General features: G+C 68.1%; 20 protein-coding genes, 1 tRNA gene and 1 pseudogene. 9 read left to right on the forward strand and 13 right to left on the reverse strand.

Going from position 1 to position 26,564, the window contains the following annotated elements; genetic code table 11:
• Positions 1-57: 57 nt before the first annotated feature.
• Positions 58-1,440, forward strand: coding sequence for an adenylate/guanylate cyclase domain-containing protein (locus HNQ73_RS08345; protein WP_183334126.1), 1,383 nt, complete (start codon positions 58-60; stop codon positions 1,438-1,440).
• On the opposite strand, the gene HNQ73_RS08350 is transcribed toward HNQ73_RS08345, so the two are convergent.
• Positions 1,437-1,751 (reverse strand): AzlD family protein, encoded by a 315-nt coding sequence (locus tag HNQ73_RS08350; RefSeq protein ID WP_183334128.1) that lies wholly within the window; start codon positions 1,749-1,751, stop codon positions 1,437-1,439. The genes HNQ73_RS08345 and HNQ73_RS08350 overlap by 4 nt on opposite strands.
• Complete coding sequence (locus HNQ73_RS08355) at positions 1,744-2,433, reverse strand: AzlC family ABC transporter permease (protein ID WP_244649959.1); 690 nt, start codon at positions 2,431-2,433, stop codon at positions 1,744-1,746. The genes HNQ73_RS08350 and HNQ73_RS08355 overlap by 8 nt, the downstream gene beginning before the upstream one ends.
• A gap of 242 nt (positions 2,434-2,675) precedes the next feature.
• On the opposite strand from HNQ73_RS08355, the gene HNQ73_RS08360 reads away from it, so the two are divergent.
• Together HNQ73_RS08360 and HNQ73_RS08365 are read left to right on the forward strand one after the other, a co-directional pair.
• A complete protein-coding gene (locus HNQ73_RS08360) occupies positions 2,676-4,373 on the forward strand; it encodes a TadE/TadG family type IV pilus assembly protein (RefSeq protein WP_183334132.1) in 1,698 nt (565 codons plus the stop codon).
• 138 nt (positions 4,374-4,511) lie between these two features.
• Positions 4,512-4,587, forward strand: a tRNA-Ile gene (locus tag HNQ73_RS08365).
• Between the two features lie 144 nt (positions 4,588-4,731).
• Here HNQ73_RS08365 and lpdA read toward each other — a convergent pair.
• The 8 genes and pseudogenes from lpdA to HNQ73_RS08405 all read right to left on the reverse strand — a co-directional run bounded on the left by lpdA (position 4,732) and on the right by HNQ73_RS08405 (position 16,037).
• A pseudogene (lpdA, locus tag HNQ73_RS08370) lies at positions 4,732-6,124 on the reverse strand (dihydrolipoyl dehydrogenase).
• A 4-nt stretch (positions 6,125-6,128) separates the two neighbouring features.
• Positions 6,129-7,421, reverse strand: a complete 1,293-nt coding sequence (locus tag HNQ73_RS08375; RefSeq protein ID WP_183334134.1) for a dihydrolipoamide acetyltransferase family protein — start codon at positions 7,419-7,421, stop codon at positions 6,129-6,131.
• The gene (locus HNQ73_RS08380) at positions 7,422-8,435 is read right to left on the reverse strand and encodes an alpha-ketoacid dehydrogenase subunit beta (protein WP_183334135.1); all 1,014 of its coding nucleotides are present in this window, start codon (positions 8,433-8,435) and stop codon (positions 7,422-7,424) included. It abuts the gene before it with no gap.
• Positions 8,436-8,438: 3 nt separating this feature from the next.
• Complete coding sequence (locus tag HNQ73_RS08385; protein ID WP_183334137.1) at positions 8,439-9,671, reverse strand: 3-methyl-2-oxobutanoate dehydrogenase (2-methylpropanoyl-transferring) subunit alpha; 1,233 nt, start codon at positions 9,669-9,671, stop codon at positions 8,439-8,441.
• Between the two features lie 248 nt (positions 9,672-9,919).
• Complete coding sequence (locus tag HNQ73_RS08390; RefSeq protein ID WP_183334139.1) at positions 9,920-11,476, reverse strand: SpoVR family protein; 1,557 nt, start codon at positions 11,474-11,476, stop codon at positions 9,920-9,922.
• A gap of 12 nt (positions 11,477-11,488) precedes the next feature.
• Positions 11,489-12,802: a YeaH/YhbH family protein gene (locus HNQ73_RS08395; protein ID WP_183334141.1), complete on the reverse strand. Its 1,314-nt coding sequence runs from the start codon at positions 12,800-12,802 to the stop codon at positions 11,489-11,491.
• Between the two features lie 24 nt (positions 12,803-12,826).
• Positions 12,827-14,776 (reverse strand): PrkA family serine protein kinase, encoded by a 1,950-nt coding sequence (locus HNQ73_RS08400; RefSeq protein WP_183334143.1) that lies wholly within the window; start codon positions 14,774-14,776, stop codon positions 12,827-12,829.
• A 253-nt stretch (positions 14,777-15,029) separates the two neighbouring features.
• The gene (locus HNQ73_RS08405) at positions 15,030-16,037 is read right to left on the reverse strand and encodes an AEC family transporter (protein WP_306415745.1); all 1,008 of its coding nucleotides are present in this window, start codon (positions 16,035-16,037) and stop codon (positions 15,030-15,032) included.
• A 174-nt stretch (positions 16,038-16,211) separates the two neighbouring features.
• Here HNQ73_RS08405 and HNQ73_RS08410 point away from each other — a divergent pair, with 174 nt between their 5' ends.
• Positions 16,212-16,916, forward strand: coding sequence for a glutathione S-transferase N-terminal domain-containing protein (locus HNQ73_RS08410; RefSeq protein ID WP_183334145.1), 705 nt, complete (start codon positions 16,212-16,214; stop codon positions 16,914-16,916).
• Between the two features lie 67 nt (positions 16,917-16,983).
• Positions 16,984-17,457 carry a pyridoxamine 5'-phosphate oxidase family protein gene (locus HNQ73_RS08415; RefSeq protein WP_183334147.1) on the forward strand — a complete coding sequence of 158 codons (474 nt, stop codon included), beginning with the start codon at positions 16,984-16,986 and terminating at the stop codon, positions 17,455-17,457.
• An 11-nt stretch (positions 17,458-17,468) separates the two neighbouring features.
• On the opposite strand, the gene HNQ73_RS08420 is transcribed toward HNQ73_RS08415, so the two are convergent.
• Positions 17,469-18,380 carry a LysR family transcriptional regulator gene (locus tag HNQ73_RS08420; protein ID WP_183334149.1) on the reverse strand — a complete coding sequence of 304 codons (912 nt, stop codon included), beginning with the start codon at positions 18,378-18,380 and terminating at the stop codon, positions 17,469-17,471.
• Positions 18,381-18,483: 103 nt separating this feature from the next.
• Between HNQ73_RS08420 and HNQ73_RS08425 the strand changes: the two genes are divergently transcribed.
• Positions 18,484-19,356: an SDR family NAD(P)-dependent oxidoreductase gene (locus HNQ73_RS08425; RefSeq protein WP_183334151.1), complete on the forward strand. Its 873-nt coding sequence runs from the start codon at positions 18,484-18,486 to the stop codon at positions 19,354-19,356.
• A gap of 24 nt (positions 19,357-19,380) precedes the next feature.
• Here the strand turns inward: HNQ73_RS08425 and HNQ73_RS08430 are convergent, their stop codons facing one another.
• Both HNQ73_RS08430 and HNQ73_RS08435 read right to left on the reverse strand, forming a co-directional pair.
• Positions 19,381-20,556: a lytic murein transglycosylase gene (locus HNQ73_RS08430; protein WP_183334153.1), complete on the reverse strand. Its 1,176-nt coding sequence runs from the start codon at positions 20,554-20,556 to the stop codon at positions 19,381-19,383.
• Positions 20,557-20,630: 74 nt separating this feature from the next.
• Positions 20,631-21,863, reverse strand: coding sequence for a benzoate/H(+) symporter BenE family transporter (locus tag HNQ73_RS08435; protein ID WP_183334156.1), 1,233 nt, complete (start codon positions 21,861-21,863; stop codon positions 20,631-20,633).
• Positions 21,864-21,975: 112 nt separating this feature from the next.
• Between HNQ73_RS08435 and HNQ73_RS08440 the strand changes: the two genes are divergently transcribed.
• From HNQ73_RS08440 to HNQ73_RS08450, 3 genes are all read left to right on the forward strand, one after another.
• Positions 21,976-22,665 (forward strand): GntR family transcriptional regulator, encoded by a 690-nt coding sequence (locus tag HNQ73_RS08440; protein WP_183334158.1) that lies wholly within the window; start codon positions 21,976-21,978, stop codon positions 22,663-22,665.
• Positions 22,666-22,740: 75 nt separating this feature from the next.
• Entirely contained in the window at positions 22,741-24,552 is a 1,812-nt protein-coding gene (locus tag HNQ73_RS08445) for an ABC-F family ATP-binding cassette domain-containing protein (protein WP_183334160.1), read from the forward strand.
• Positions 24,553-24,625: 73 nt separating this feature from the next.
• The gene (locus HNQ73_RS08450) at positions 24,626-26,512 is read left to right on the forward strand and encodes a heavy metal translocating P-type ATPase (protein ID WP_183334162.1); all 1,887 of its coding nucleotides are present in this window, start codon (positions 24,626-24,628) and stop codon (positions 26,510-26,512) included.
• The last annotated feature ends 52 nt before the right edge of the window (positions 26,513-26,564 follow it).

The following is a 26,564-nucleotide window of genomic DNA, read 5'->3' on the forward strand; positions in this document are numbered from 1 at the left end:
TGGAATTCACCGGCGGCCCCTTGGCGCGGGCGCCCTCCGATCCCAATATACTGGGCCATGACCACGGAAGAGATCTCCTCCCGTCCGTCTCTTGCGGCGCCGCTTGCGGATGCGTCGGGACCGGCCGTGGGCGACGGCGCCGTGCAGGGCAAGGCGGCGGCCGTTGCCGGCGACGGCGCGCCGATCGCCGTGGCGAAGGCCGAAGCCGCCGCCCGTGCGAAGCCGCTGCATTTTGACTGCCCCCAGTGCGACAGCGCCTATGAGCTCGCCGGCCGTCTTTCCCCCGATGGCCTGAGGGCGAGCATGGCCCTGCGCGACTGGCTGCTGAGCGAGGCGCGGCAGATGCGCGATTCCGGCCCCATCGTCGCCGGCATGTGCGAGCGTATGCTCGCGGCGGGGCTGCCGATCGACCGCGTGTCGCTCACGGTCAAGACCCTGCACTCGCGCCACGCCGCCATCTCGCGCACCTGGATCAAGGGCGCGGGCGTCACACTGCAGGCGTTTCCCTATCGGGTGGAATCGCACGGTGGCTATCTGCGCAGCCCGTTCTACGCGGTGCATCAGACGCGCCGGCCGCTGCAGCTGTGGCTGCCGAATACGCCGGATGACAGTTACGGCATCGTGCCCGAGCTGAAGGAGGCCGGCTACACGCACTATCTGTGCTTCCCGGTGTTCTTCGCCAACGGCGACGCGAACGGCATCGCCTTCGCGACGAAGTCCGCCGCCGGATTTTCGCCCGAGCACCAGGCGCTGATCGAGGCGCTCATGCCGGCCATCGGCGCCGTCATGGAGATCGCCGCCGGCTACGCCACGCTCGGCCATGTGCTGCGGACCTACATCGGCGACGAACCCCACAGGAGGGTGCTGTCGGGCGACGTGCGGCGCGGGGAGGTGACGCGCATCCGCTCGGCGATCCTGTTCGCCGACATGCGCGGCTACACGCGCCTCACCTCCAGCCTTGCGCCGGAGGAGACAGTCGATCTGCTCAACGCCTATTTCGACTGCCTGGTGCCGCCCATCGAGAGCGAGGGCGGCGAGGTGCTGAAATACATGGGCGATGGTCTGCTCGCCATCTTCCGGGATCGTGGCGACGACACGGGCGCGGCCGCACAGTCGGCGCTCGACGCCGCGCAGTCGGGGCTCGCGCGCCTGGCCTTGGCCAACGATAGCGGCGCGTTCCGCATCAGGCTCGCCGCCGGCATCGCCCTGCACCACGGCGAGGCGGCCTACGGCAACGTTGGCTCCGGCGACCGGCTGGACTTCACCGTGGTCGGGCGGGACGTCAACGTGACGAGCCGCGTCGCCAAGCTCAACCGCCAGCTCGGCGAGCCGCTGCTGATGACGCGTGCGTTCGTGGAGCACCTCTGGGCCGATCCGCAGCGGCTCGGCCATTACGAGCTCGATGGCCTGAGCGACGCGGTGGAGGTCTACCGGCCCTAGAGGAGGGGGATCGGCAGCGCCCTCAGCAGGGCAGCGCAGGCGACGCCGGCCAGCATGGCGCCGACGGCGCTCCGTGTGAGCACCATCACCAGCCCCGCCGTCGCCACCGCCAGTACCGCCGTCGGCCCACCCTTGACGGCGGCAGGCACGACCAGCGCCACGATGACCGACACGGCGAGATGGCGCAGGAATGCCTCGATACGCGGCGTGATCGGCACGAAGCTCATGATGACGACGCCGCCGATGCGCGTGAGGAAAGTGACCGCCGCCATGAGGGCGATGGCGAGGAAGGCGGTCGTCCCGTCAACCATGCCTCAGCGCCCCCGTGATGCCGCCGGCGAGCGCCCCGGCGACGACATGCCAGCCAAAGGGCAGCACGGACGCGCCCACCAGCGCGACGGCCGCCGCCACCAGCCACGGCACGAGATCCGGCAGGCCGCGCCACTGGCCGACAACGGCGGCGGTGAAGAACGAGATCATCAGCACGTCGAAGCCGAAGCGGGTGAGATCGCCGAGGTTGGAGCCGAGCACCGCCCCGATGCCGGTGGCGAGGATCCACGCAACCCACATGAGCAGCCCGCTGCCCAGCACGAGCCCGGCGTCCGTCTCGCCCCGCTGCAGGGCGCGGGTGGCCTGCGCCCAGTTGGGGTCGCTCAAGACGCTGAGGACCGCATAACGCTTGGCCACCGGCAGGTGCAGCAGCCAGGGGGCGAGGGCCGCGCCGAGCAGGATGTGGCGGGCATTCACCGCAAAGACGGTGAGCGCCAGCATCAGATAGGGCATGGGCGAGGACCACAGGTCGAGCGCGGCGAACTGGGACGCGCCCGCGAAGACGAAGGCGCTCATGAGGACGGCAAGTGCCGCCGACAGGCCTTTCTCGATGGCAGCTGCGCCGAAGGCGATACCGAAGGGGATGACGAAGATGGCAACCGGCGCGATCTCGCGCGCGCCGGCGACGATGCCGCGCCAGGTCAGGGTCGCTGTTCGGGCCATCCTCGGCGCACCGTGCGCGTTCATGACAGGTCCTTCCTCATGCCGGGCACGAGAAGCGGGCATGGCCCGCGCCCGCTGTCAACCGGTTCCAGGCGCCCGGCTGCTGCGCAGCCGCTGCAAGCCGAGGCAGAGCAGACATCGCTAGCGCCCGGTTAAGGCGCTCGACGAAACATCGGGGCAGGGCGAAACCAGCACTTTACGGCTGTGTGCCATGGTCGTCCCGTGATCATCGAGGTTCCGGGATGATGTCCAAGCGCCGTCTGCTGCCACGCCGGTTCTTCGCCGACCAAGGTGGCAACATCGCCATCTGGTTCGCGCTCGCCCTGCTGCCGCTCGTCTTTGCCGTGGGGGTTGCGGTCGACTACTCACGTGCCGCCACGCTACGCACCAAGCTGCAGCGCGCGACCGACGCGACGATCGTGGCCATCGCCCCGCTCGCGGCAGAGAAATCGAAGTCGGAGCTGCTCTCGATCGCGCAGACCTATTTCGACGCGATGATGGAGCCAGACCTCGTCAAGATGGGCGGCACGACGGCCCGTATCGACGACATCTGGATCAGCAACGCGCGCACGGAGATGAAGCTCTACACCTCCGCCGCCTATCCGCCGGTGGTCATGAACATCGGGCGGCTCAACAAGGAGCCGATCCCGATCAGCGCCTATGCGCGAACCGTCATTTCCAACGACACGTTCGAGATCGCGCTCGTGATGGACAACTCGGGCTCGATGGGCGATGTCGTGGGCGGGCGCACGAAATTGGCGGCGACCAAGGACGCCGCCAAGAAGCTCGTCGACATCATGTACGCGAGCCCGGCCGTTGCCGAGCGCACGAAGATGTCCGTCGTGCCCTTCACCCTCTCGGTCAACGTCGGGAAGGACTACTACAACAAGAAGAACCCGTCCGCCTCGGCCCCGTGGCTGGACCTTGATGCCAGGTCGTCGATCCATTGGGAGAACATCAAGCTCGACACGAAGGCAGGCGCCTGGAACCCGAAATCCCGTTTCGCGCTTTTCGAGGAGCTGGCCTACGAATGGGCCGGCTGCGTCGAGACGCGGCCCGGTGAGCACGGGGTCAAGGACACGCCGGCTTCTTCGAACGACGGCAACAGCTATTTCGTGCCGCAGTTTGCGCCGGACGAGCCGGGGTGTCAGGACAGCAAGAACCACACCGTCAACAAGACGACGGTATGCAAACAGCAGAGTTTCAGCGGCTTCTCGAACAGCTATCTGGACGATAACGGAGGTGCTTGCACCGGTCCGGAGCCGACCGATGCGGCGGAGGCGCAGCGCCGGGTCTGCAAGTACCGCATCAACAAGGACACGTCGAAGCGCAGCACCAGCTCGTCCCGTGGCCCCAACTGGAACTGCGATGCCCGTCCGCTCACACGCCTGACGGGGTCGTCGCAGACGATCCGCAGCGCCATTGATCAGATGAGCGCCGGCGGCAACACCAATCTCTTCGAGGGCTTCATGTGGGGCTGGCGCACGATCTCGCCGAACACGCCGTTCGGCGACGGCCGCCCCTACGGCACCGAGAACAACCGCAAGATCATCATCCTGATGACGGATGGCGACAACGTGTGGAACTCGGCCAGCAACACGCTGAACAGGTCTGTCTATTCGCCCTTCGGCTACTACACAAACAACCGGCTGGCGAACAACGTGACCAGCTCCAGCAAGGCCACCACCGTCATGGACAGCAAGACGCTGGAGGCCTGCAATAACGCCAAGGCAAAGGGCATCATCGTCTACACGGTCGCCTTTTCCACGCGCGATGCGCCGATTAGCAAGGCGGGCCTCAACCTCCTTACCAACTGCGCCTCGATCGACCCCGCTGATTCGAGCCACCGCCTTGCCTATATCGCGGAGACGCCTGCCGAGATCATCGCGGTCTTCGAGGAGATCGCACGCAACATCGGGGCGCTGCGCATTGCCGAGTGAGGGGGCGCGCTGCGTAACATGCCGGCAGCGGCGGGCGGTATTGTCAGCGCCCGCCGCCTGTGCCATGGAAGCCCTCCGGCCGCCGCTTGCGTGCGACATCCGTGCCGCGGGCGCAGCGACCGCTCCTAAGTCCTTGATGGGCCAGTAGCTCAATGGTTAGAGCCGGCCGCTCATAACGGTCTGGTTGCAGGTTCGAGTCCTGCCTGGCCCACCATCTAAGTCTTTGAAGATAAACACTTCTCTGTTTCCGATACGGATTTCTCGCTGGTTCGTTGAACCTATCATCCCGCGCTGCGCATCCTCGTAAAGTCCAGATCCTCCGCTGCTTCGGGCGTGGGAGCTGCGCCGAACCTGCCAGCTAGGCGTGCAGCGCGTGGCCGAGGGCCTTGAGGGCCGCTTCCTGAAAGGCCTCGCCCTGCGTCGTGGGCGTGGATGGTGGCAGCCACGTCCTCCAGCCGCGCGCCCATCTCGATGGCGAGGCCGAAGGCGGCCGAGAGCTCCGAGACGCCCTGGCCGACCGCCTGGGTGCCGAGCACCAGGTTGTTGTCGGCTCGCGCGACGACGCGCACGAAGCCGTCCTCGGCAAGGCGCGTCATGGCGCGGCCGTTGGCGCTGAAGGGGAACAGGCCGATCTTGATCTCCCGGCCGCCGGCGCGTGCCTCGTCGGGCGAGAGGCCGACGGAGACGATTTCGGGATCGGTGAAGCAGACGGCGGGGATGGCGCGGACATCCCAGCTGCGCCGGTTGCCCGCCAGGATCTCGGCCACCATCGCGCCCTGCGCCATGGCGCGGTGCGCCAGCATGGGCTCGCCGGTCACGTCGCCGATGGCATAGACGCCGCGCATCGAGGTGCGGCACTGCTCGTCGATGCGCAGGAAGGGGCCGGCCATGTCGAGATCGAGTTCCTCGAGGCCCCAGCCGTCGGTGACGGGGCGGCGGCCGACCGCCACCAGAACTTTCTCCGCCGGGATGCGCTTCTCGCCGCCGGCGGTCTCGACGACGAGCGCGTTGCCCTTGCCGGACAGGCCGCGTGCCCTGGCCTGTGTCAATACGGTGACGCCGATGTCCTTCAGGCGCCTGGCGACGGGCCGCGTCAGCTCCGCGTCGTAGAGCGGCAGGATGCGGGACTCGGCCTCAACCACCGTGACGGCGGAGCCGAGCTTGGCGAAGGCCGTGCCAAGCTCGAGGCCAATGTAGCCGCCGCCGATCACGGCAAGCGTCCCCGGCAGTCTCGTCAGCGCCAGCGCCTCCGTGGACGAGATCACGGGGCCGCCGAAGGGCAGGTCCGGCAGCGGTGCGGGCTCCGAGCCGGTGGCGATGACGATCGCCTGCGCGCGGACGAGCTGCACGCCCGTCTCGGTCTCGACGGTCACGGTCTTGCCATCCCGGAAGCGCGCCCGCCCGTGCAGCGACTTCACGCGCGCCCTCTTGAGAAGGCTGGCGACGCCGTTGTTGAGGCGGCCGACGATGTGGTCCTTCCACGCGATGGTCCGGGCGAGGTCGAGTGTCGGCGCGCAGACCGAGATGCCAAGGGAGCCATGGCCGCTCGCCCAGTGCACGGCCTTCTCGAACTCCTCGGCAGCGTGGATCAGTGCCTTGGACGGGATGCAGCCGACATTCAGGCAGGTGCCGCCGAACCTCGTGCGTTCCACGATCACCGTATCGAGGCCGAGCTGGCCGGCGCGGATGGCGCAGACATAGCCGCCGGGGCCGGCCCCGATCACGAGCAGAGAGCAAACGGTCTCGTTCATCGTCTCAGCCTTCCATGAAGATCAGGGCCGGCGTCTCCAGCAGGGCCTTGATGCGCTGCACGAAGACGGCGGCATTCCAGCCATCGACGATGCGGTGATCGAACGAGGACGACAGGTTCATCACCTGGCGCGGCACGAACTCCCTGCCGTCCCACAGCGGCCGCACCGCCATCCGGTTGACGCCGACGATGGCGACCTCTGGCCGGTTGATCACCGGCGTCGAGGCTATGCCGCCAAGCGCGCCGAGGGAGGTGACGGTGATCGTCGAGCCGGTCAGCTCCTCGCGTGTTGCCGTGCCATTGCGCGCCGCCTCCGAGAGGCGGGCGACAGCGGCCGCGCAGTCCCAGATGTCCAGCGTTTCGACGTGCCGGACGACAGGCACGAGAAGGCCGGCGTCGGTCTGTGTCGCTATGCCGATGTGGACGCCGCCGAAGCGGCGCACGACGCCGGCCTCGTCGTCGTAGTGGGCGTTGATCATCGGCTGCTCGCGGATGGCCGTGACCATGGCGCGCATGAGGAAGGGCAGCAGCGTCAGGCGCGGGCGGTCTATGCGCTTGTCGGCGTTGAGCCTCGTTCTCAGCTCCTCGAGCGCGGTCACGTCCACCTCTTCCACATAGGTGATGGGCACGATGCGGGTGTGGGCCTGCTCCATCCGCTCCGCGATGCGCCGGCGCAGGCCGATGACCTTGATCTCCTCGACCGTGTCGTCCGGCGCGAGCCCCGGCCGTGGCGCTGCTCCGGGGCCCTGGCGCAGGAAGGCGTCAATATCCTCGTGCGTGATGCGGCCAGCGGGGCCCGTGCCCGACACCTGGCGCAGGTCGATGCCGGCCTCGCGGGCCCGGTGGCGAACGGCGGGCGAGGCGAGCGGCTTCTCCCCCGGCGGCCGCGGCGCTGCCCCGATGGCGGGCGCGCGCGGTGCGGGCGCGCGTTGTGGTTGTGGCTTCGGCTCGGCCGTGGCCGCCGCTGGTGCGGCCGGTGGCGGCGCCTCGTCGGCGGCGGGCCCGGTCTCGTCCTTCTCCTCCTTAGCTTCCGGTGCGGGCGCGTCAGTGTCGCCGCCGGCGGTCCTGAGCCGGACGAGCGGCGCACCGACGGCCACCTTGTCGCCCACCTCCGCGCCGATCCAGGCAACCTCGCCATCGACGGGCGAGGGGATCTCCACGGTCGCCTTGTCGGTCATCACCGCGGCGAGGACCGTATCCTCGCGCACGAGATCACCGACCTTCACGTGCCATTCGACAAGTTCCGCCTCCGCGATGCCCTCGCCGACGTCGGGCAGCTTGACGATGCGCTCGCCCATTCAGGCCTCCATGGCTCGCACCAGCGCCTCGCCGACGCGGGCGGGACCGGGGAAGTAGTCCCACTCCTGCGCGTGGGGGTAGGGCGTGTCCCAGCCGGTGACGCGGCCGACCGGCGCCTCGAGGTGGTAGAAGCAATGTTCCTGCACGAGGGCGGCGAGTTCCGCGCCGAAGCCGGAGGTCAGCGTCGCCTCGTGCACGACGACGCAGCGCCCCGTCTTGCGCACCGACTCCACGATGCAGTCGAGATCGAGCGGCAGGAGCGTTCTGAGATCGATGATCTCGGCGTCGATGCCCGTCTCCTCTGCGGCGGCCTCGGCCACGTAGACCATCGTGCCGTAGGCGAGGACGGTGACGCTGTCGCCCTTTCGGCGCACCTCGGCCTTGCCGAGCGGCACGGTGAAATGGCCGGCGTCGACCTCGCCCAGCGGGTGCCGCGACCAGGGCGTCACCGGTCGCTCGTGGTGGCCGTCGAACGGCCCGTTGTAGAGCCGCTTGGGCTCGAAGAAGATCACCGGGTCCGGATCGTCGATGGCAGCGATCAGCAGCCCCTTGGCATCACGCGGGTTCGACGGCACAACCACCTTGAGGCCGCAGACGTGCGTGAACAGCGCCTCGGGGCTCTGGCTGTGGGTCTGGCCGCCGAAGATGCCCCCGCCCGAGGGCATGCGGATGACGATGGGGCAGGTGAACTGGCCGTTGGAGCGGTAGCGGATGCGGGCCGCCTCCGAGACGATCTGGTCGTAGGCCGGGTAGACGTAGTCCGCGAACTGCACCTCCACACACGGCTTCAACCCGTAGGCCGCCATGCCGATGGCGGTGCCGACGATGCCAAGCTCGCTGATGGGCGTGTCGAAGCAGCGCGTCCTGCCGTACTTCTGCTGCAGCCCGGCCGTGCAGCGGAAGACGCCGCCGAAATAGCCGACATCCTCGCCGAACACGACAACCCGCCTGTCCCGCTCCATCGCTATGTCGATGGCCGAGCGGATGGCCTCGATCATGGTCATGCGCGGCATGGCTCAGACTCCGGCCTGATGGCGCTGGCGCCTGAGATGCGGCGGCATCTCGGCATAGACGCCCTCGAACATGTCGCGCACCGAGGGCTTGCCGCCGGAGTGCAGCGTACCGTGCTTCTCGGCCTCCTTCTGGGCCGCGATGACGCTGTCCATCACCTCCGCTTCCGCCTGCCTGTGCCGTTCCTCGCTCCAGGCGCCGCGCCGCACGAGGTGGTTCTTGAGGCGGATGACGGGATCGCCGAGCGGCCAGGCCTCGGATTCATCCTTGGGCCGATAGGCCGAGGGATCGTCGGAGGTGGAGTGGGCGCCGACCCTGTAGGTGACGTATTCGATGAGGGTGGGGCCCAGGTTGCGACGGGCCCGCTCGACCGCCCAGCGCGCCACGGCATAGACAGCGAGATAGTCGTTGCCGTCCACCCTGAGCGCCGGGATGCCGAAGCCGAGGCCGCGCGCGGCGAAGGTGCCGGAGCCGCCGCGCGCGATGCCCTGGAAGGTGGAGATCGCCCACTGGTTGTTGACGATGTTGAGCACGACCGGCGCCCGGTAGGTCGAGGCGAAGACGAGGGCGGCGTGGAAGTCGCTTTCCGCCGTCGAGCCGTCGCCGATCCACCCCGCCGCGATCCGCGTGTCGTTACTGATGGCAGAGGCCATGGCCCAGCCGACGGCCTGCACGAACTGCGTGCCGAGATTGCCGGAGATGGAGAAGAAGCCGTGCTCCTTCGAGGAATACATGATGGGCAGCTGCCGGCCCTTCAGCGGATCGGCCTCGTTGGAGAAGATCTGGTTCATCATGTCGACCATCGGGTAGCCGCCCGCGATGAGGAGGCCGGCCTGCCGATAGGTCGGGAAGTTCATGTCGCCGGGCTCCAGCGCCTTGCGGAAGGCGCAGCTCACCGCTTCCTCGCCCATGTGCTGCATGTAGAAGGACGTCTTGCCCTGCCGCTGGGCCATCAGCATGCGGGCGTCGAAGGCACGCAGCGTCATCATGTGCCGCAGCCCCTCCAGCAGCTCCTCGTCGCAGAGCAGGCCGCTCCAGGGGCCGACCGCCTCGCCCTCCCGGTTCAGGACGCGGATGATGGAGAAGGCGAGGTCGCGGATGTCGCGCGGGTCGACGTCCACCGGTGGCCGGGGCACGGAGCCGGCCCTGGGGATCGGCACGTTGGAGAAGTCCGGCGTGCCGCCGGGGCGCACCTCCGGCTCGGGGACGTGCAGGCTGAGAGGGGGAAAGTCGTCCATCGTGAAAGCCCCTGTGTTGCCGGGCTACGGGCACGCAACCGTCACGGGACGCGATCAGGACTTCTCTGGCCACGCAGCGCGTCAGGCGAAGCGAATGCAACGAGCGACGCCGGAACTGATCATCCGCCGGATCAGCTGCAAATTCCACCCTGCGAGCATCCGAAGACGCACGGGCAGCCGTCAGGCCCGATCCCCTCTGGGAGGGAAGGCGATGCCGGAGCGGCTGCAAGCGGCCTGAGCGGCGCGGGCTATTCGGCCATCTGCGTCGTCGAGCGCTCGTAGCGGGTCTCGCCGGTCGTGGCATCAATGCCGGCGAGACTGACGTCGTAGCCCCACAGGCGGCGCACGTGGCGCAGCGTGGCGTCCCGGCTCTCCTCGTCGAGCAGGATGCCGTTCTTGATGTAGTGGGCGAGCCTGAGGTGCCGGTTGCCCAGAAGATCGACGTCCACCACCTGGATGTCGGGCAGGTTGGCACCGGTCTCGTAGCTGCGTGCGAGCGCGGCGCGGATGGCTTCGTAGCCGCGCTCGTTGTGGATGGAGGCCACCTCGCAGAAGTTGTCGCCCGCCTTGTCCGACAGGACGAACAGTCGGAATTTCCGGATCAGCATCGGGCTCAGATACTGCAGGATGAAAGATTCATCCCGATGGTTGGCCCAGGCGTCGAGCAGCGTGTCGAGCCAGTTGCCGCTGCCGGCGAGATCGGGAAACCAGTCTCGATCCTCGGGTGTCGGATCCGTCGCGATGCGCTCGATGTCCTGCATCAAAGCAAAGCCCAGGGCATAGGGGTTGATGCCGGAGAAGCGCGGGTCGTCGAAGTCGGGCTGGAAGACGACATTGGTGTGGCTCTGCAGGATCTCCAGCATCGTCCCTTCATCGATCTTTCCCTGATCGTAGAGGCGATTCATGATATAGTAATGGACGAAGGTCGCGCAGCCCTCGTTCATCACCTTCGTCTGCCGTTGCGGATAGAAATACTGGGCGATGACGCGCACGATGCGCAGGATCTCCCGCTGCCATGGCTCCAGGACGAGGCTGTTCTTCTCGAGGAAATAGAGAAGGTTCTCCTCCGGCAGGTTGAGGGTCTTCTTGCGCTCCCTCACTTCGCGTTCGGCCTTCGAGATGCTTTCCCCGTCAGCGCTGCCCATCGGTGTGGGCAGGGTCCGCCACAGGTCGTTGTAGGTCTGCTCCTCGTATTCCAGCCGCTCGCGGGCGCGCTCGCGCTCCTTCTCCGTCGAGAGGCGCGGCGGGCGACGGTAGCGGAACACGCCCTGGTCCATGATGGCGTGGGCGGAATCGAGGATTTCCTCCACGGCGGCGGTGCCGTAGCGCTCCTCGCATTTCGCCACGTATTTCTTGGCGAATTCCATGTAGCCGAGGATGGCGTTGGCGTCGGTCCACTGCCTGAACAGATAGTTGTTCTTGAAGAAGTGGTTGTGGCCGAAGGCCGCGTGCGCCGTCACCAGGGCCTGGATGGCCATGGTGTTCTCCTCCATCAGGTAGCTGATGCAGGGGTTGGAGTTGATGACGAGCTCGTAGGCGAGGCCGCGCAGGCCCTTGCGGTAGAGATGCTCCTCGAAGACGAAGCGCTTGCCGAAGGACCAGTGCTGGTACATCAGCGGCATGCCGACCGAGGAATAGGCGTCGAGCATCTGCTCGGACGAGATGATCTCGATCTGGTTGGGATAGACGTTCAGCTTTAGCTCCTCGAGGGCGATGGCCTCGATGGCTTCGTAGGCGCGCGCGAGGGTGGCGAAGTTCCAGTCGGAACCGGAAAAGAGGAGCGGTGAGGCTGGCTGTTTCGTCATCCCGATCCCCGTTTACTTGCGCTGCTGTGTCGTGGGCTGGCGGGAGAAGAGCTTGCGGAAGACCGGGTAGATGTCGGCCGGCCGGGCGATCCGCGTCATCTGGAAGTTGGGCCAGGCCTCGTTCACCGTCCGGTATGCCCGCCACAGCGATGTGCCGTTGTCGGTCGCGCCAAAGATCTCCGTCTCCCGCTCGTCGATGATCTCGACATAGGCGTAGTACTGGCAAAGGTGCATCAGCCGCCCGTTGAGCAGGCCGGCGCAGCGCTCGGAATCGCCGGCGATGTTGTCGCCGTCCGACGCCTGGGCGGCATAGATGTTCCAGTCCCGCGCGGGGTAGCGTTCCTCGATGATGCGCAGCATCTCCTCGAGGGCGGTGGACACGACGGTGCCGCCGCTCTGGGTGGAATAGAAGAAGGTGTCCTCGTCCACCTCCCGCGCCTCGTCCGTGTGCCGGATGAAGACGATGTCGATGCGGTCGTAGCGGCGCTTGAGGAAGAGGTGCAGCAGGACGAAGAAGCGCTTGGCGAGGTCCTTCTCCCGCTCGCCCATGGAACTCGACACGTCCATGAGGCAGAACATCACCGCATTGGCGTTGGGCAGTGGCTGCGGCTCGAAGCGGTTGTAGCGGATGTCGACGGGGTCGACGTAGGGGATGCGCCGGCGCCGGCGCTCCAGCCGCTCCAGCTCCCCGCGCAGCTCCTCCAGCCGCTTTCCGGTGCCGGGCGAGGGAGGGGCCGCCTCGAGCGTTTCGATCTCCCGCGTGATCGCCTCGATCTCTGACCGGCGCGGCCGGTGCAGGGCGATGCGCCGGCCAAAGCTGTTGCGCATGGTGCGGCCGACGTTGATGTTGGTTGGTGCGCCGCTCGTCGCAAAGCCTGCCCGCCGCGGCTTGTAGGACACGGTCTCCTTCAGGGAGAGCTTGATCATGTCGGGCAGCTCCAGGTCCTCGAAGAAGAGGTCGAGCACCTCCTCGCGCGAGAGAACGAACTGGAACTCGTCTTCCGCAACGCCGCGGCCGGCGCGCGAGCCGGCTCCGCCAGCTCCTCCGCCGGGCTTCGCGATGCGGTCACCCGGCGTGAACTCCTTGTTTCCCGGCAGGATGTATTGCCGCTGTCCGCTGGAGCGGGAGGGCTGGAACGTAGGCTCGTCGGTGCCGCGCGCGGGCATGGGCACGCCCTGCTCGGCGTCGATATCGGCGATCCTGCCCGACCTGATGCGCTCCTTGACGACGCGCTTCAGCTCCTCGTGGGCGCGCCGCATGAAGCGCCGCCGGTTCCCGAGGCTCTTGTCCTTCGGGTTGAGGCGACGATCGATGAAGTTCGGCATTCGCTGACCTTCCCCATTGGCGCCTCATCCGGCCTTGTTGACGCGCATGTACCAGTCCACCAGCCGCCTGACCTGCCGGCGGGTGTAGCCGCGCTCGATCATGCGCTGCACGAATTCGTCGTGCTGCTTCTCGGTGGCACTGTCCTTCTTGGAGCCGAAGCTGATGACGGGCAGCAGGTCCTCCACCTGGGCGAACATGCGCTTCTCGATGACCTCGCGCAGCTTCTCGTAGCTCGTCCACGACGGGTTGCGCCCGTGGTTCCGCGCCCTGGCGCGCAGCGTGAACTTCACCACCTCGTTGCGAAAGTCCTTCGGGTTGGCGATGCCCGCCGGCTTCTCGATCTGCGACAGCTCGCTATCCAGAATCTCGCGGTTGAGAATCTGGCCCGTGTCGGGGTCCTTGAAGTCCTGGTTCTCGAGCCAGGCATCAGCATAGGCGATGTAGCGGTCGAAGAGGTTCTGGCCGTACTCGCTGTAGGATTCGAGATAGGCCTTCTGGATCTCGTGGCCGATGAACTCGGCATAGCGCGTGGCAAGCTCGGTCTTGATGAAGTCGAGATAGGCCGCCTCGGTCTCCTTCGGGAACTGCTCGCGCTTGATGGCCTGCTCGAGAATGTACATGAGGTGCACGGGGTCGGCCGCCACCTCCTTCGTGTCATAGTTGAAGGTCTCCGACAGCACCTTGAAGGCAAAGCGGGTGCTGACGCCTGTCATGCCCTCGTCGACGCCCGCCGCGTCGCGATATTCCTGGACGGGCTTGGCCTTGGGGTCGAGGTCCTTCAGGTTCTCGCCGTCGTAGACGCGCATCTTGGTGTAGAGCGGCGAGTTCTCGTGCTCCACGAGGCGTGTCGAGACGGTGAAGCGGCTCAGGATCTCCAGCACCTCCGGCGCGCAGGGCGCGTTGGCGAGCGCGCTTTCCCGCAGCAGCTTCTCGTAGATCTTCCGCTCCTCCGTCACCCTGAGGCAGTAGGGTACCTTGACGACGAGGATGCGGTCGAGAAACGCTTCGTTGTTCTTGTTGTTCTTGAACTGCTGCCATTCCGACTCGTTGGAGTGGGCGAGCACGATGCCCTGATAGGGGAAGGCGCCGAAGTTCTCCGTCCCGTTGTAGTTGCCCTCCTGGGTCGCGGTCAGCAGCGGGTGCAGCACCTTGATGGGTGCCTTGAACATCTCGACGAACTCGAGCAGGCCTTGCGTCGTGCGGTTGAGGCCACCGCTGTAGGAATAGGCGTCGGGGTCCGACTGGCTGTAGTTCTCGAGCTGGCGGATGTCGACCTTGCCGACGAGCGAGGAGACGTCCTGGTTGTTTTCGTCACCCGGCTCGGTCTTGGCAATGGCGATCTGCCGCAGGCGGGAGGGCATCAGCCTGACGACGCTGAACTTGGAGATGTCGCCGCCGACCTCGTCGAGCCGCTTCGTCGCCCAGGGCGAGATGAGGCCAGTGAGGCGCCTCCTGGCGATGCCGTACTTGTCCTCCAGCAGATCGGCCATGCGCTCGGGATGGAAGAGGCCAAGCGGAGACTCGAAGATGGGGCTGATCTGGCCATTGATGGCGAGCGTGTAGATGGGGCGCTGCTCCATCAGCTTCTTCAGGCGCTCGGCCAGGGAGGACTTGCCGCCGCCGACGGGGCCGAGCAGGTAGAGGATCTGCTTGCGTTCCTCGAGCCCCTGGGCAGCGTAGCGGAAGTAGCCCACGATCCGCTCGATCGTGTCTTCCATGCCGTAGAAGTCGGCGAAAGTCGGATAGATCTTGATGGTGCGGTTGGAGAATATCCGGCCGAGGCGTTCGTCGGCACTCGTATCGACGAGCGTCGGTTCTCCGATTGCTTCCACCATCCGCTCCTGAGCGGTGGCGTACATGCTCTTGTCATCGCGGCAGGCCAGAAGATAGTCCTGCAGACTCATCTCCTCCTGCGCCGTACTCTTGTATATCTCCGAAAACAGATCGAAGACGTCGGACTCTCTCCTTTGCATAGTGCTCTCCCGCGGCAGGCCCGGTCGATTGCGACGGGATGGCCATCGGCTCCTGCTCTCGGGGGCGAACGATCTTGCGCACCCACTGTTCCCTGGGGAACGGGCACCGGCGGGGCCCTAGCAGTCACCTTCGGGCTGTCACATCACACCTCCGGAACGATCGGTTGCCGACTCAACAGGAGAATAATATAGGGTCCGATCCCCCTTCTGGAATCGTTCCCTTACCAAATGTGATCGGAAGTCCTGTCGCCGGTCATGGGATGAACGCGGCCAAGGCGAGCGCGGCGGGGATGGTGAAGGCCGCCAGCACTGTCTGCGTGGCCGTGATTCCGGCCATCAAGGGAGCATCGCCGCCGAGTTGCCGGGCGAGGATGTAGGACGAGGAGGCGGTCGGCAGGGCCTGGAACAACAGGACGACGGTGGCGGCCGGCGCCCCGAGGCCGGCGAGCCGTGCGACGAGCAGCGTAGCCACTGGCATCACGAGGAATTTGGCCACGGAGGAGGCGGCGACGGGCTTCACCCAGGAGCGAGCCGCGCCGAAGTCGAGCGCCGCGCCGACGCACAGGAGGCCAAGCGGCATAGAGGCCGCGCCGAGGGCGCGCAGCGCAGGCCCGAGCCACTCCGGCGGGCGCAGACCGAGCCCTTGCAGAAGGATGCCGCCGAGGCAGGCGACGACGAGCGGGTTCGTGACAATCAGCCGCAGGACGCCGAGGGCTGCGACCCGCGCCGTGGCGAAACGCGCGAAGACGAGGATGCACAGCAGATTGACCGTGGGCACGAGCGCCGCGTTGCACACGGCAGCGAGCGCGATGCCCGGCGGCCCGAAGATGCCGGCCGCGAGGCTCAGCCCGATGTAGTTGTTGAAGCGGATGCTGCCCTGGAAGATCGAGGTGAAGGCCGCGCCGTCCACGCTCAGCAGGGGGCGGGCGAGAAGGACGGTGAGCGCCACCACGGCGGTGGCGACGACGAGCACGAGCGCCATGTCGCGCACGGGCAGGGCACCGAGGTCCGCCGTCGCAAGGCCGTTGAGGAAGAGCGCCGGCAGCAGGACGAAGTAGCAGAGCCTCTCGGCCTGCGGCCAGAACGCCTCGGCAATGAAGCCGGAACGGCGCAGCCCGTAGCCCAGCGCAATCATGAGGGCGATGGGGATGAGCGCGATTGCGACCGTGCCCGTCACGCGCACAGCCCCCGACAGGGATCTGTGCCGGCCGGCCGACGGGCTTCGATCGGTGCAGCGCTCGTCGTCGGCGTCATGGCTCACCCTGCGCTCGCGGAAATGGCGGTTGCACTCCTGCGGATAACGCCTGCCGGGCCGGCCGGCAATTCCCGGTGGTGCATGGGAGCGGCAACCGCGCCTCATGGCTGCGGCGGGGTTTGTGGCCCGTGGCCCGCGGGCTAGGATTGTCGGCTCATGTCGCTGCCGAAGGAGTTCGCGATGACGGATCTGTCCGCCTTCCCGATCACGAAACGCTGGCCGGCCGCCCATCCCGAGCGCCTGCAGCTCTATTCCGCGCCGACGCCGAACGGCGTGAAGGTGTCCATCATGCTGGAGGAGACCGGGCTTGCCTATGAGCCGCATTACGTCGACATCGGCGCCGACGAGACGTGGACGGCGGAGTTCCTCTCCCTCAATCCCAACGGCAAGATCCCGGCGATCATCGACCCGGACGGGCCCGGCGGGGCGCCGCTTGGACTGTTCGAATCTGGTGCCATTCTCCTTTACCTCGCCGAGAAGACGGGGCAGCTGCTGCCGCGGGATCCGGCCCGGCGCTGGGAAACTGTCCAGTGGGTCTTCTTCCAGATGGCCGCCATCGGGCCGATGTTCGGGCAGGTCGGCTACTTCCACAAGTTCGCCGGCCGCGAGATCGCCGACAAGCGGCCGCTGGAGCGCTACGTCAATGAAGCGCGGCGCCTGCTCGGCGTGCTCGAGAAGCGGCTCGACGGCCGCAGCTGGATCATGGGCGAGGAATACACCGTCGCCGACATTTCCATGCTGGGCTGGGTGCGCAACCTCATCGGCTTCTACGAGGCGGGCGATCTCGTGCGCTTCGGCGAGCTGAAGCGCGTGCCCGCCTGGCTGGAGCAGGGCCTCGCGCGCCCCGCCGTGCAGCGCGGCCTCGCGATCCCGCAGCGGCCCTGATCGTTCCCCGAGGGAACTCCCGCCCGCCTTGGCCGGTTCGTCCGTCATCGCAGGAAGGAGTTGAACGATGGCTGACGACGCGCAACGCGTATGGGATCTCGTGGAGAAGATCGGTTTCTGCATGCTCGCCACGCGCGATGGCGAGGACATCCGCTCGCGACCCATGGCCGCCTATCCCGACCGGGATGGGCGGGTGATCCATTTCCTCACCGATGCAGACAGCTGGAAGGACGAGGAGATCGAGCGCAACCCGAACGTGGGCCTCGCCTTCGCCGATACGGATGCGCAGACCTATGTCTCGCTGACGGGCATGGCGTCCGTTTCCAACGACCGTGGCAAAATCCACGAGCTGTGGTCAGCACCGGCCAAGGCCTGGTGGGACGGTCCGGACGATCCGTCGATCCGCCTCCTGACGGTGCGGCCGAAGGATGCCCAGTACTGGGACAGCCCCGGCACGGTCGTGAGCTACATCAAGATGTTGGCCGCAGCAGTGACCGATGCGAAGCCCGCGCTGGGCGACAATGCAAAGGTGCAGCTGTAGGGGCGGGCCCCTCAGGCCGCTCGCAACACGGTGCGCATAACGTCGATGAACGCGCGCAGCTTGGGCTGAATGCTGGCCCGGCGCGGAAAATAGAGGAAGAGGCCCGGGCTGCGCGGCAGGAAAGGCTGCAGCACCGGCCGCAGCCGATCCGCCTCGATCTCTTCCTCGGCCGCGATGTCAGCGACATAGGCGAGGCCGAGCCCGGCCAGGGCGAAGGAGATGAGCAGGGCACCGTCGTTGACGACGAGGCTGCCAGGGGGGTCGACCGTCAGTGTCCGGCCGTCGCGCTCGAACTCCCATCGGTAGATGGCGCCGGAGGTGGGGAAACGGTAGCGGATGGCATCGTGCTGCGTCAGGTCTTCCGGCTGCTGTGGGGTGCCGCGGGCCGCGAGATAGGCCGGGCTCGCCACCACCGACCAGACGATGTCCCGCGTCAGGCGCACCGCCACCATGTCGCGCTCCACCATCTCGCCGATGCGGATGCCCGCGTCGTAACCGTGGGCCGGCAGGTCCATCGCCGCATCCTCGACCGAGATCTCGACTGCCACCTTGGGGTGTGCACGCCGAAGCACCGGGATGACCGGCTCGATAACGAGCGGCACGGCCATTCGTGGCACGGTGAGCCGCAGCACGCCGGCTGGTTCCTCGCCCATCTCGCCCGCGGTTTCGAGGGCCTGCAGGATCTCGGCCGCGGCGGGCCGGGCGCGGATGAGCAGTGCCGCCCCCGCCTCCGTGAGGCCGACCCGCCGGGTGGTGCGCAGGAAGAGCGGCGTGCCGAGCCTGTTCTCCAGCGCCTTCACCGTCTGGCTGACTGCGGCGGGTGAGACGCCGAGTCGCGCGGCTGCGGCTGTGAAGCTGCCGGTTTCGGCAACGGCCAGGAAGGCGGCGAGGCCCGCGAAAGGGTCGGTCGATGTTCCGGGCATGCTTCCACTATAAAGCTGTGCTTAAAGGTTCACAAAGAGAGACACGATTTTTCAGAGTAATCTGCGTCATTAGCCTTCTGTCCCGCAAATGAGGGAGAGAAGCATGGACGTTCAGTCTGGAACAGGAACGGGTGGTGTGCCGCGGCGGAACATGCTCGGCGCCATGCTGGCCGCAGGAGCCTTGGCTGGCACCGGCGTCGTCGGGAGCGCCCGCGCGCAGGGGGCTGCCGGCAGGCTGGCGGGCAAGGTGGCGATTGTCACCGGTGGCACCTCCGGCATCGGCGCGGCGACGGTCGAGGCGCTCGCGGCAGAGGGCGCGAGGGTCGCCTTCAATGGCCGGCGAGAAGAGCTCGGCCGGGCGGTCGAGCAGCGTGTCCTCGAGCGGGGCGGCGAGGTCGTCTATCTAAAGTCCGACGTGCGCGCTGCAGACCAGATGGAGCAGTTTGTCGCCGATACAGTGGCGCGCTTCGGCCGGCTCGATATCGCCTTCAACAATGCCGGCATCGATCTGCCACCGGCACCGATCTCCGAAACGGAAATCGCCGGCTTCGACGACCGGATCGCCACCAACCTGCGTGGCGTCTTTCTCTCGATGAAGTTCGAGCTGCCGCATCTCGTGCGCGCGAAGGGATCCATGATCAACATGGCCTCCATCGGCGGGCGGCACGCCTTTTCGAACATCGTCGCCTACGGCGCCTCCAAGGCCGCCGTCATCCACATGTCGCGCGCCGCCGCGCAGGAGTACGGGCGCGATGTGCGCATCAACGCCATCGCGCCGGGCCCCATCGAGAGCCCGATGCTGGAGCGTGTCCGCCGCGACTGGGAGGTGACGGCCGAGGAGCTCGTCGCGCCCTATCCCATGCAGCGTGCCGGCTCGCCCGAAGAAGTGGCCGCTGTCGTGGTCTTCCTGGCGAGCGACGAGAGTTCCTACGTGAGCGGACAGGTCATCGGCATCGACGGGGGAGACTTGCCGTGATGCTTTCCTCGCACCTGCCGACCGTCAGCGCCCACCAAGGGCCCGGTAGATCCTGGTGCCGGCGCGGCCCGTCGCAGGCAGGCCGAGGCGCCGCTCCGCATCGGCGATCGCCTCGCGCGTCGCCGGGCCGATCTTTCCGTCTGCCTCGCCGATGTTGTAGCCGCGTGCGATGAGGAGCTTCTGCAGCTGCAGACGCTGGGCGCGCGACAGGCCGGGGTCGTCCGTCGGCCAGGGCGTGCGCAGCGGCGGGTAGCCGGCCAAACGGTCGGCCAGGTGGGAGATGGCGAGGGCGTAGGATTCCGCCTGATTGTAGGAATAGATGGCGTCGAAGTTGCGGAAGACGAGGAAGCCCGGGCCGTCCGGCCCAGCTGGCAGCAGGAGGCCGGCCTGGGCCTCGCCGGAGAGTGGCTTGCCGTCGGCGCGCGTGATGCCGCGCTGCGCCCAGGTGGAGAGTGGAGCCTTGTTGCGACGGCCGGTGGGGCCCTTATAGCCCGGCGGCACGCGCACCTCGAACATCCAGGATTCGCCGGTGCGCCAGCCCGCTCGCTTCAGGTAGTTGGCCGTGGAGGCGAGCGCATCGGCCACGGAACTGACGAGGTCGCGGCGCCCGTCGCCGTCGAAATCGACCGCGAGGCGCTGGTAGGTGGAGGGGATGAACTGCGTCTGGCCGAAGGCGCCGGCCCACGAGCCGTGGAGCTTGTCGAGCGAGAGGTCGCCGCGCTGGACGAGCCTGAGCGCCGCCATCAGCTCGCCCTTCCAGAAGCTGGTGCGCCGATTGCCGGCGCAGGCGAGCGTGGCGAGCGCATGCGGCAGGAAGTAGCTGCCCGTCTCCTGTCCGAAGTCGGTTTCTACCCCCCAGACGGCCGCGATGACGAAGCGGTTGACACCGAACTGCCGCTCGGCAGCGCGCAGGATGCTGTCGTAGCGGCGCATCATGGCGCGCCCCTCGGCCACCCGCTCGTCATCGACGAGGAAGGCGAGATAGTCCCAGATCGGCGTCTTGAACTCCGGCTGCACCGTGGAGAGGCGCAGCACCTTCTCGTCGGGGGCGGAAATGTCGAGCGCCCGGTCGAGAATGGCCCGGCTGACGCCCTGCCGGGCGGCCTCCTGCTTCAGCCCGGCGACGCAGGACTGGAACGAGGCGGCGGCGGGGCTGGCCAGTGTGGCGGCGAGCGCGGCCCCGAGCAGCATCGATCGCATGCGTCTTCCTCCCGTGCGTGTGCCGCTTCTTCCTGCGGGAGTCTAACCGATTCTTTTCAGGAGCCGACCTGCGTTCAGCGGTGCGCCCGCATCAGCATCATCAGGACGCCGCCGACGACGAGCGCCCAGAACGCAGCGCCGATGCCGAGAAAGGAGGTGCCCGAGGCCGCGGTGACGAAGGTCGCGACGGCGGACAGGCGCTCCTTCTCGCCGGAGAGGGCAGCGACGAGCGCACCGGCAAGGCTCGCGAGCAGGGCAAGGCCCGCCACCGCCTCGATGAGCAGCGGCGGCGAGGCGGCGATGAAGGCCGCGGCAAAGCCTGCGCCGAGGCCGAGCAGCACATAGGTGCCGCCGGCGACCGTCGCCGCGATGTAGCGCCGGCGCGGATCGGCATGGGCCTCGGGCCCGGCGCACAGGGCGGCCGTTATGGCGGCGAGGTTGACGAGGTGACCGCCGAAGAGGGCGATGATGCCGCTCGCGAGGCCGGTGGACACGAAGATGGGCTTCACGTCCGGCTGGTAGCCGTTGGTACGCAGCACGGCCAGGCCAGGGATGTTCTGCGACGCCATGGTGACGATGAAGAGCGGCAGCGCAATGCCGACCAGCGCATCGAACGTGAAGACGGGCATCACGAACAGGGGCCGCGGCCAGATATCGGCCAGCGCGCCGTCGGGGATCGACGTGGCGAATACGACGATGAGAGCGGTGACGACCACCGCCACCGGCACGGCATAGAGCCGGGCGACGCGCATGGTCACCGCCCAGGCCAGCACGATGGGCAGGGCGAGCAGAGGCATGGTGCCGACGGCGCGCACCGGTGCGAGGCACAGGTCCATCAGCACGCCAGCCAGCATGGCGCTGGCGAGCGAGACGGGAATGGCAGCGACGGCGCGGCCGAAGGTGCGCCACAGGCCGGCGACCACGACGAGCCCGGCGGCGACTGTGAAGGCGCCGGTTGCCGCGGCATAGCCGCCTTCGACCGCGCCCGTTGCGACGAGCAGCGCCGCGCCCGGCGTGGACCAGGCGATGCTGATCGGCATGCGCGAGCGCAGGGACAGGAAGGCCCCGAGGAGCCCCTTGATGACGCAGAGGGCGAGGAGGCCGGAGGCAGCCTGCGCGGGCGTTGCCCCGGCAGCGGTGAGCCCCTGCAGCACGATGGCGAAGGACGAGGCAAAGCCCACGACCGCCGCGAGAAAGCCGGCGAAGATGGGCTGGGCGGCGGGGCCGCTCGCAGGTGCGGAGGCGCCGGCGACGGAATGGGCGGGGGCGGCGCCGTCCCCGGCGGCGGTGGTGGTTTCGGAGCGCATGGCAGTGCGACGGGCTTGCCGGTTGAAATGCGGCCGGGAGTATTGCTAAATTGGATCCAATCGACAAGTAGATATTGGATGCATGCCGATGGATGATGCACGGCGCCCCGGCATGGCTGACGGAAGCGAGGCAGTGGCGGCCCTCGTGTCCGATGCCCCGCCGCGCTACCGCACCGCGACCGAGTTCGTGGAGGCGACCCTGCGCCGGGGGATCCTGAGCGGGCGGCTGCCCGGTGGCACGCCCCTTCGGCAGGAGGAGCTGGCGCGGCTCTTCAACGTGAGCCGCATGCCGGTGCGCGAGGCGCTGCGGCAGCTCGAGGCACAGGCGCTTATCGACTTCGTGCCGCACAAGGGTGCGGTCGTCACCGACATCTCGGCCGAGGATGCGGCCGACAACTATGCCATCCGCCGGGCGCTCGAGCCCGTGGCGTTCACGCTCTCCATACCGCATCTCGACGCGCAGGACTTCGCTCGCGCCGAGGAACTGATTGTGGAACTTGACTCCGAGCAGGAGCCGGGCCGCATGGGCGAGCTCAACCGGCGCTTCCATATGTCGCTCTATGCGCGTGCCGGGCGCCCGAGGCTGCTGGCGCTCACCGAGCAGCAGCTCGCCGCCGCGGACCGCTACGTGCGCTTTCACCTTGCCGCCAAGGGGCAGGAGCACATGGCCCAGGATGATCACCGCGCAATGCTGGCGGCGGCGCGCGAGCGCAACGTGGAGCGGGCCGTGGCCGTTCTCCTCGGCCATCTCGATACTGCGGCCGCCACCATCGACGCCTTCTTCCGCGAGTGGGCCGGCTGATTCGGCATTTGGCAGCGGCGTTCGCCTGCGCTAGATGGCGGGTGACGGCTCACGCGTGAAAAGCATCCGAGGATCATGGCTCCGCCCCTCCTGCAACTGACCGACATCCACCTGACCTTCGGCGGCACGCCGCTCCTGACGGGCGCCGAGCTCAGCGTCGGAGAGGGGGAGCGGCTCTGCCTCGTGGGCCGCAACGGCTCGGGCAAGTCGACGCTGCTCAAGATCGCCGCCGGTCTGGTGGAGCAGGACCGGGGCGAGCGCTTTGTCCAGCCCACGGCGACGATCCGCTATCTGCCGCAGGAGCCGGACCTGTCGGCCTTTCCCACGACACTCGCCTACGTGGAGGCGGGGCTCGCGCCGGGGGACGACGCCTATCGGGCACGCTATCTCCTCGAGCAGCTCGGCCTCACGGGCGAGGAGGCGCCGGCCAACCTCTCGGGCGGGGAGGCCCGCCGCGCTGCGCTGGCGCGCGTGCTGGCGCCCGAGCCGGACATCCTGCTTCTCGACGAGCCGACCAACCACCTCGACCTGCCAGCCATCGAATGGCTGGAGAGCGAGCTCAAGGCCATGCGCTCGGCGCTCGTGCTCATCAGCCACGACCGCCGTTTCCTCGAAAGCCTGTCGCGCGCCACCGTCTGGCTCGACCGCGGCGTCACACGCCGGCTCGATAAGGGCTTCGCCGCCTTCGAGGCCTGGCGCGACGAAATCCTGGAGCAGGAGGAGCGCGAGCGCCACAAGCTCGACCGCAAGATCGCCATGGAGCTCGACTGGCTGCGCTACGGCGTCACCGCCCGCCGCAAGCGCAACCAGCGGCGCCTCGCCGAGCTGGGCGCCATGCGCCGGGAGCGGCGCGAGCAGCGCCGGGTGCTCGGCAACGTCGACATGACGGTGAGCGAGGCAGACCTGTCGGGCACACTCGTCATTGAGGCCAGGCACATCAGCAAGTCCTACGGCGAGCGCCGCATCGTCGACGATTTCTCCATCCGCATCCTGCGGGGCGAGCGGGTCGCCATTGTCGGCGCCAACGGCGCCGGCAAGACGACGCTCGTGGAGATGCTGACGGGCCGCCTCGCGCCCGATACCGGCACGGTGCGGCTGGGGTCCAACGTTGTCATGGCGCGGCTCGACCAGACGCGCTCGGCCCTCGACCCCGAGGCGAGCCTGACGGATGTGCTGACCGACGGCGCCGGTGACACTGTCGTGGTGAACGGCCAGTCCCGCCATGTCGTCAGCTACATGAAGGACTTCCTCTTTTCGCCGGAGCAGGCGCGCACGCCGGTCAAGGTGCTCTCCGGCGGCGAGCGGGCACGGCTGCTCCTGGCCAAGGCCCTCGCCAGCCCGTCCAACCTGCTCGTGCTCGACGAGCCGACCAACGACCTCGACCTCGAAACGCTCGACCTGCTACAGGAGATGCTGGCCGATTATGCCGGCACGGTCCTCCTCGTCAGCCACGACCGCGATTTCCTCGACCGGGTGGCGACATCAGTCCTGATGGCGGAAGGGCAGGGGCGCTTCGTCGAATATGCCGGCGGCTACAGCGACATGGTGGCCCAGCGCGGCAGCGGCGTCGGCGCGCGCACGGTGGAGAAGGCCAAGGCCCAGAAGGCGCCGAAGCCCGCGGCCGAGAAGCCGGCCGCGCCGGCCCCTCGCCGGAAGCTGAGCTTCAAGGACAGGCACGCGCTCGAAACCCTGCCCGCGCGCATTGCGGAGCTCGAGAAGGCGGTGGCCGAGCTGGCGGCAAAGCTCTCCGATGAAACGTTCTACGCCCGCGATCCGGAAGGCTTCGCGCGCGTGAGCGCCAGGCTCGCCGAGGTGCAGGGCGAGCTTTCCGCCGCGGAGGAGCGCTGGCTGGAGCTCGAAATGTTGCGTGAGGAGCTGGAAGGCTAGGGCGCGCTTGTCCTCGCCGCGCTGCTCTGCATAGTGGTGCTGCCGCGCCTTGCGGCAGTGCTGGGCCCCTGCTTTGTCCGAGAACATTGCCAGACTGCGTCCGTTTCTCGTGCTCGTCGCAGTGCTCGGGCTCGCGGGCGGGTTCGTGCTCCGCTTCCTGGGCCACGGCGATGCGGCGCCCTATGTCTGGGCGGCGGCGACGGTGCCGGTTCTCGGCGCCCTCGTGGCCGAGATCGTCACCAGCCTGCGGCGCGGCGACGTCGGGCTCGACATCGTCGCGGCCCTGTCCATGTCGGGCGCGCTCGCACTGGGCGAGACGCTTGCAGGCGCCGTCGTGGCACTGATGTATGCCGGCGGCCAGTATCTCGAGTTCTATGCCGAGGGGAGGGCCCGGCGGGAGATGCGGGCGCTGCTGTCGCGCGTGCCGCGCAGCGCCCTGCGCTACGACGGGGAGGGGCGCGTTGTCGAAGTGCCGCTATCAGACGTCCGGCCCGGCGAGCGTCTCCTCATCCGCCAGGGCGATGTGCTGCCCGTGGACGGCCGGGTGATCGACGAGGCGGCGACCATTGACCAGTCCGCCATCACGGGGGAATCCGTGCCGGTGCACCTGTCGCCGGGACGCGAGGCCCTGAGCGGCACAACCAACATCGGCGCGGCCTTCGACCTGCTCGTGCTGAGGCCGGCGGCTGCCAGCACCTATGCCGGCATCGTCCGCCTCGTCGAGGAGGCGCAGAAGGCCAAGGCGCCGATGACGCGCCTCGCCGACCGCTATGCCATCGCCTTCCTCGCCGCCACCGTGCTGCTCGCCGGCGCTGCCTGGTTTCTCAGCGGCGATCCGGTGCGGGCACTCGCCGTTCTCGTCGTGGCAACGCCCTGCCCGCTCATCCTCGCCGTGCCTGTCGCGCTGGTGGCCGGGTTGTCGCAGGCGGCGCGGCACGGCGTGCTCATCAAGGGCGGAGGGGCGCTCGAGGCGCTGTCGCAGGCGCGCACGGCCGTTCTCGACAAGACGGGGACGCTGACGTTCGGCCGCGCCCGCCTTGTCGACGTGCGCGTTTTCGCCAGCACGGACGGGGAGGGCGATGCCGACGAGGCGCTGCGGCTCGCCGCCTCGCTCGACCAGGCGTCGGCCCATGTGGTTGCCGAGGCGCTGATCGAGGCCGCGGAGGAGCGCGGGCTCGCCCTGTCCGCGCCGCATGATGTCCGCGAGACCGCGGGCAGGGGACTCTCCGGCCGGGTTGAGGGCCGGATGGTCGCCGTCGGCAGCCTGTCCTATGTCGGCGAGCATCTCGGCGGGGCCCTGCCCTGGATCGAAGGCATCGATGGCCGCATGACGGCGGTCGCCGTGGCGGTGGACGGGCGCCTGCGGGCGGTGCTTCTGCTCGCCGATCTCCTCCGGCCAGATGCTGCGGCCCTGCTTGCGCGTCTTGGTGAGGAGGGGGTGTCGCGCCTTATTCTTGCTTCCGGCGACCGCAGCGACATCGTCGCCGAGGTCGCTGCCGGCCTGCCGCTGTCGGAGGCGCACGGCGATCTGACGCCCGAGGACAAGCTGGCCATCGTGCGGCAGGAGCGCCGCAAGGGTGCCGGCGCGGTAATGATGATCGGCGACGGCATCAATGACGCACCGGCCCTGGCGGAGGCGGATGTCGGCATCGCTGTCGGCGCCCGCGGGGCAAGCGCCTCGGCCGAAGCGGCCAATGTCGTGCTGCTGGTGGACGGCCTCAAGCCGGTGGCCGATGCGCTTCTCATCGCCCGGCGCTCCCGCCGCATCGCGCTGCAGAGCGTCTATGTCGGCATCGGCCTTTCGGGGCTCGGCATGCTTGCCGCCGCGGCCGGCTTCCTCGCCCCCGTGCAGGGAGCGCTGCTGCAGGAGGCGATCGACGTGGCCGCCATCATGAACGCGCTGAGAGCACTGGCGTCGGCACCGGGGGCGAGGCGGAGTGCTCCGGACAAGGTGTCGTGAACAGCTGGTGGCGACAGCCGCACCGATTGGGCGTGGCCCGCGGCGCTGCTCT

Origin of the sequence: Chelatococcus composti (assembly GCF_014201415.1) — a bacterium.
Taxonomy (GTDB): Bacteria; Pseudomonadota; Alphaproteobacteria; order Rhizobiales; family Beijerinckiaceae; genus Chelatococcus_A; species Chelatococcus_A composti.

Coding starts and splice junctions, on each gene's coding strand:
- HNQ73_RS08345 (WP_183334126.1), top strand. CDS start 58: ATGACCACGGAAGAGATCTCCTCCCGTCCGTCTCTTGCGGCGCCGCTT.
- HNQ73_RS08350 (WP_183334128.1), bottom strand. CDS start 1,751: ATGGTTGACGGGACGACCGCCTTCCTCGCCATCGCCCTCATGGCGGCG.
- HNQ73_RS08355 (WP_244649959.1), bottom strand. CDS start 2,433: ATGGCCCGAACAGCGACCCTGACCTGGCGCGGCATCGTCGCCGGCGCG.
- HNQ73_RS08360 (WP_183334132.1), top strand. CDS start 2,676: ATGATGTCCAAGCGCCGTCTGCTGCCACGCCGGTTCTTCGCCGACCAA.
- HNQ73_RS08375 (WP_183334134.1), bottom strand. CDS start 7,421: ATGGGCGAGCGCATCGTCAAGCTGCCCGACGTCGGCGAGGGCATCGCG.
- HNQ73_RS08380 (WP_183334135.1), bottom strand. CDS start 8,435: ATGCCGCGCATGACCATGATCGAGGCCATCCGCTCGGCCATCGACATA.
- HNQ73_RS08385 (WP_183334137.1), bottom strand. CDS start 9,671: ATGGACGACTTTCCCCCTCTCAGCCTGCACGTCCCCGAGCCGGAGGTG.
- HNQ73_RS08390 (WP_183334139.1), bottom strand. CDS start 11,476: ATGACGAAACAGCCAGCCTCACCGCTCCTCTTTTCCGGTTCCGACTGG.
- HNQ73_RS08395 (WP_183334141.1), bottom strand. CDS start 12,802: ATGCCGAACTTCATCGATCGTCGCCTCAACCCGAAGGACAAGAGCCTC.
- HNQ73_RS08400 (WP_183334143.1), bottom strand. CDS start 14,776: ATGCAAAGGAGAGAGTCCGACGTCTTCGATCTGTTTTCGGAGATATAC.
- HNQ73_RS08410 (WP_183334145.1), top strand. CDS start 16,212: ATGACGGATCTGTCCGCCTTCCCGATCACGAAACGCTGGCCGGCCGCC.
- HNQ73_RS08415 (WP_183334147.1), top strand. CDS start 16,984: ATGGCTGACGACGCGCAACGCGTATGGGATCTCGTGGAGAAGATCGGT.
- HNQ73_RS08420 (WP_183334149.1), bottom strand. CDS start 18,380: ATGCCCGGAACATCGACCGACCCTTTCGCGGGCCTCGCCGCCTTCCTG.
- HNQ73_RS08425 (WP_183334151.1), top strand. CDS start 18,484: ATGGACGTTCAGTCTGGAACAGGAACGGGTGGTGTGCCGCGGCGGAAC.
- HNQ73_RS08430 (WP_183334153.1), bottom strand. CDS start 20,556: ATGCGATCGATGCTGCTCGGGGCCGCGCTCGCCGCCACACTGGCCAGC.
- HNQ73_RS08435 (WP_183334156.1), bottom strand. CDS start 21,863: ATGCGCTCCGAAACCACCACCGCCGCCGGGGACGGCGCCGCCCCCGCC.
- HNQ73_RS08440 (WP_183334158.1), top strand. CDS start 21,976: ATGGCTGACGGAAGCGAGGCAGTGGCGGCCCTCGTGTCCGATGCCCCG.
- HNQ73_RS08445 (WP_183334160.1), top strand. CDS start 22,741: ATGGCTCCGCCCCTCCTGCAACTGACCGACATCCACCTGACCTTCGGC.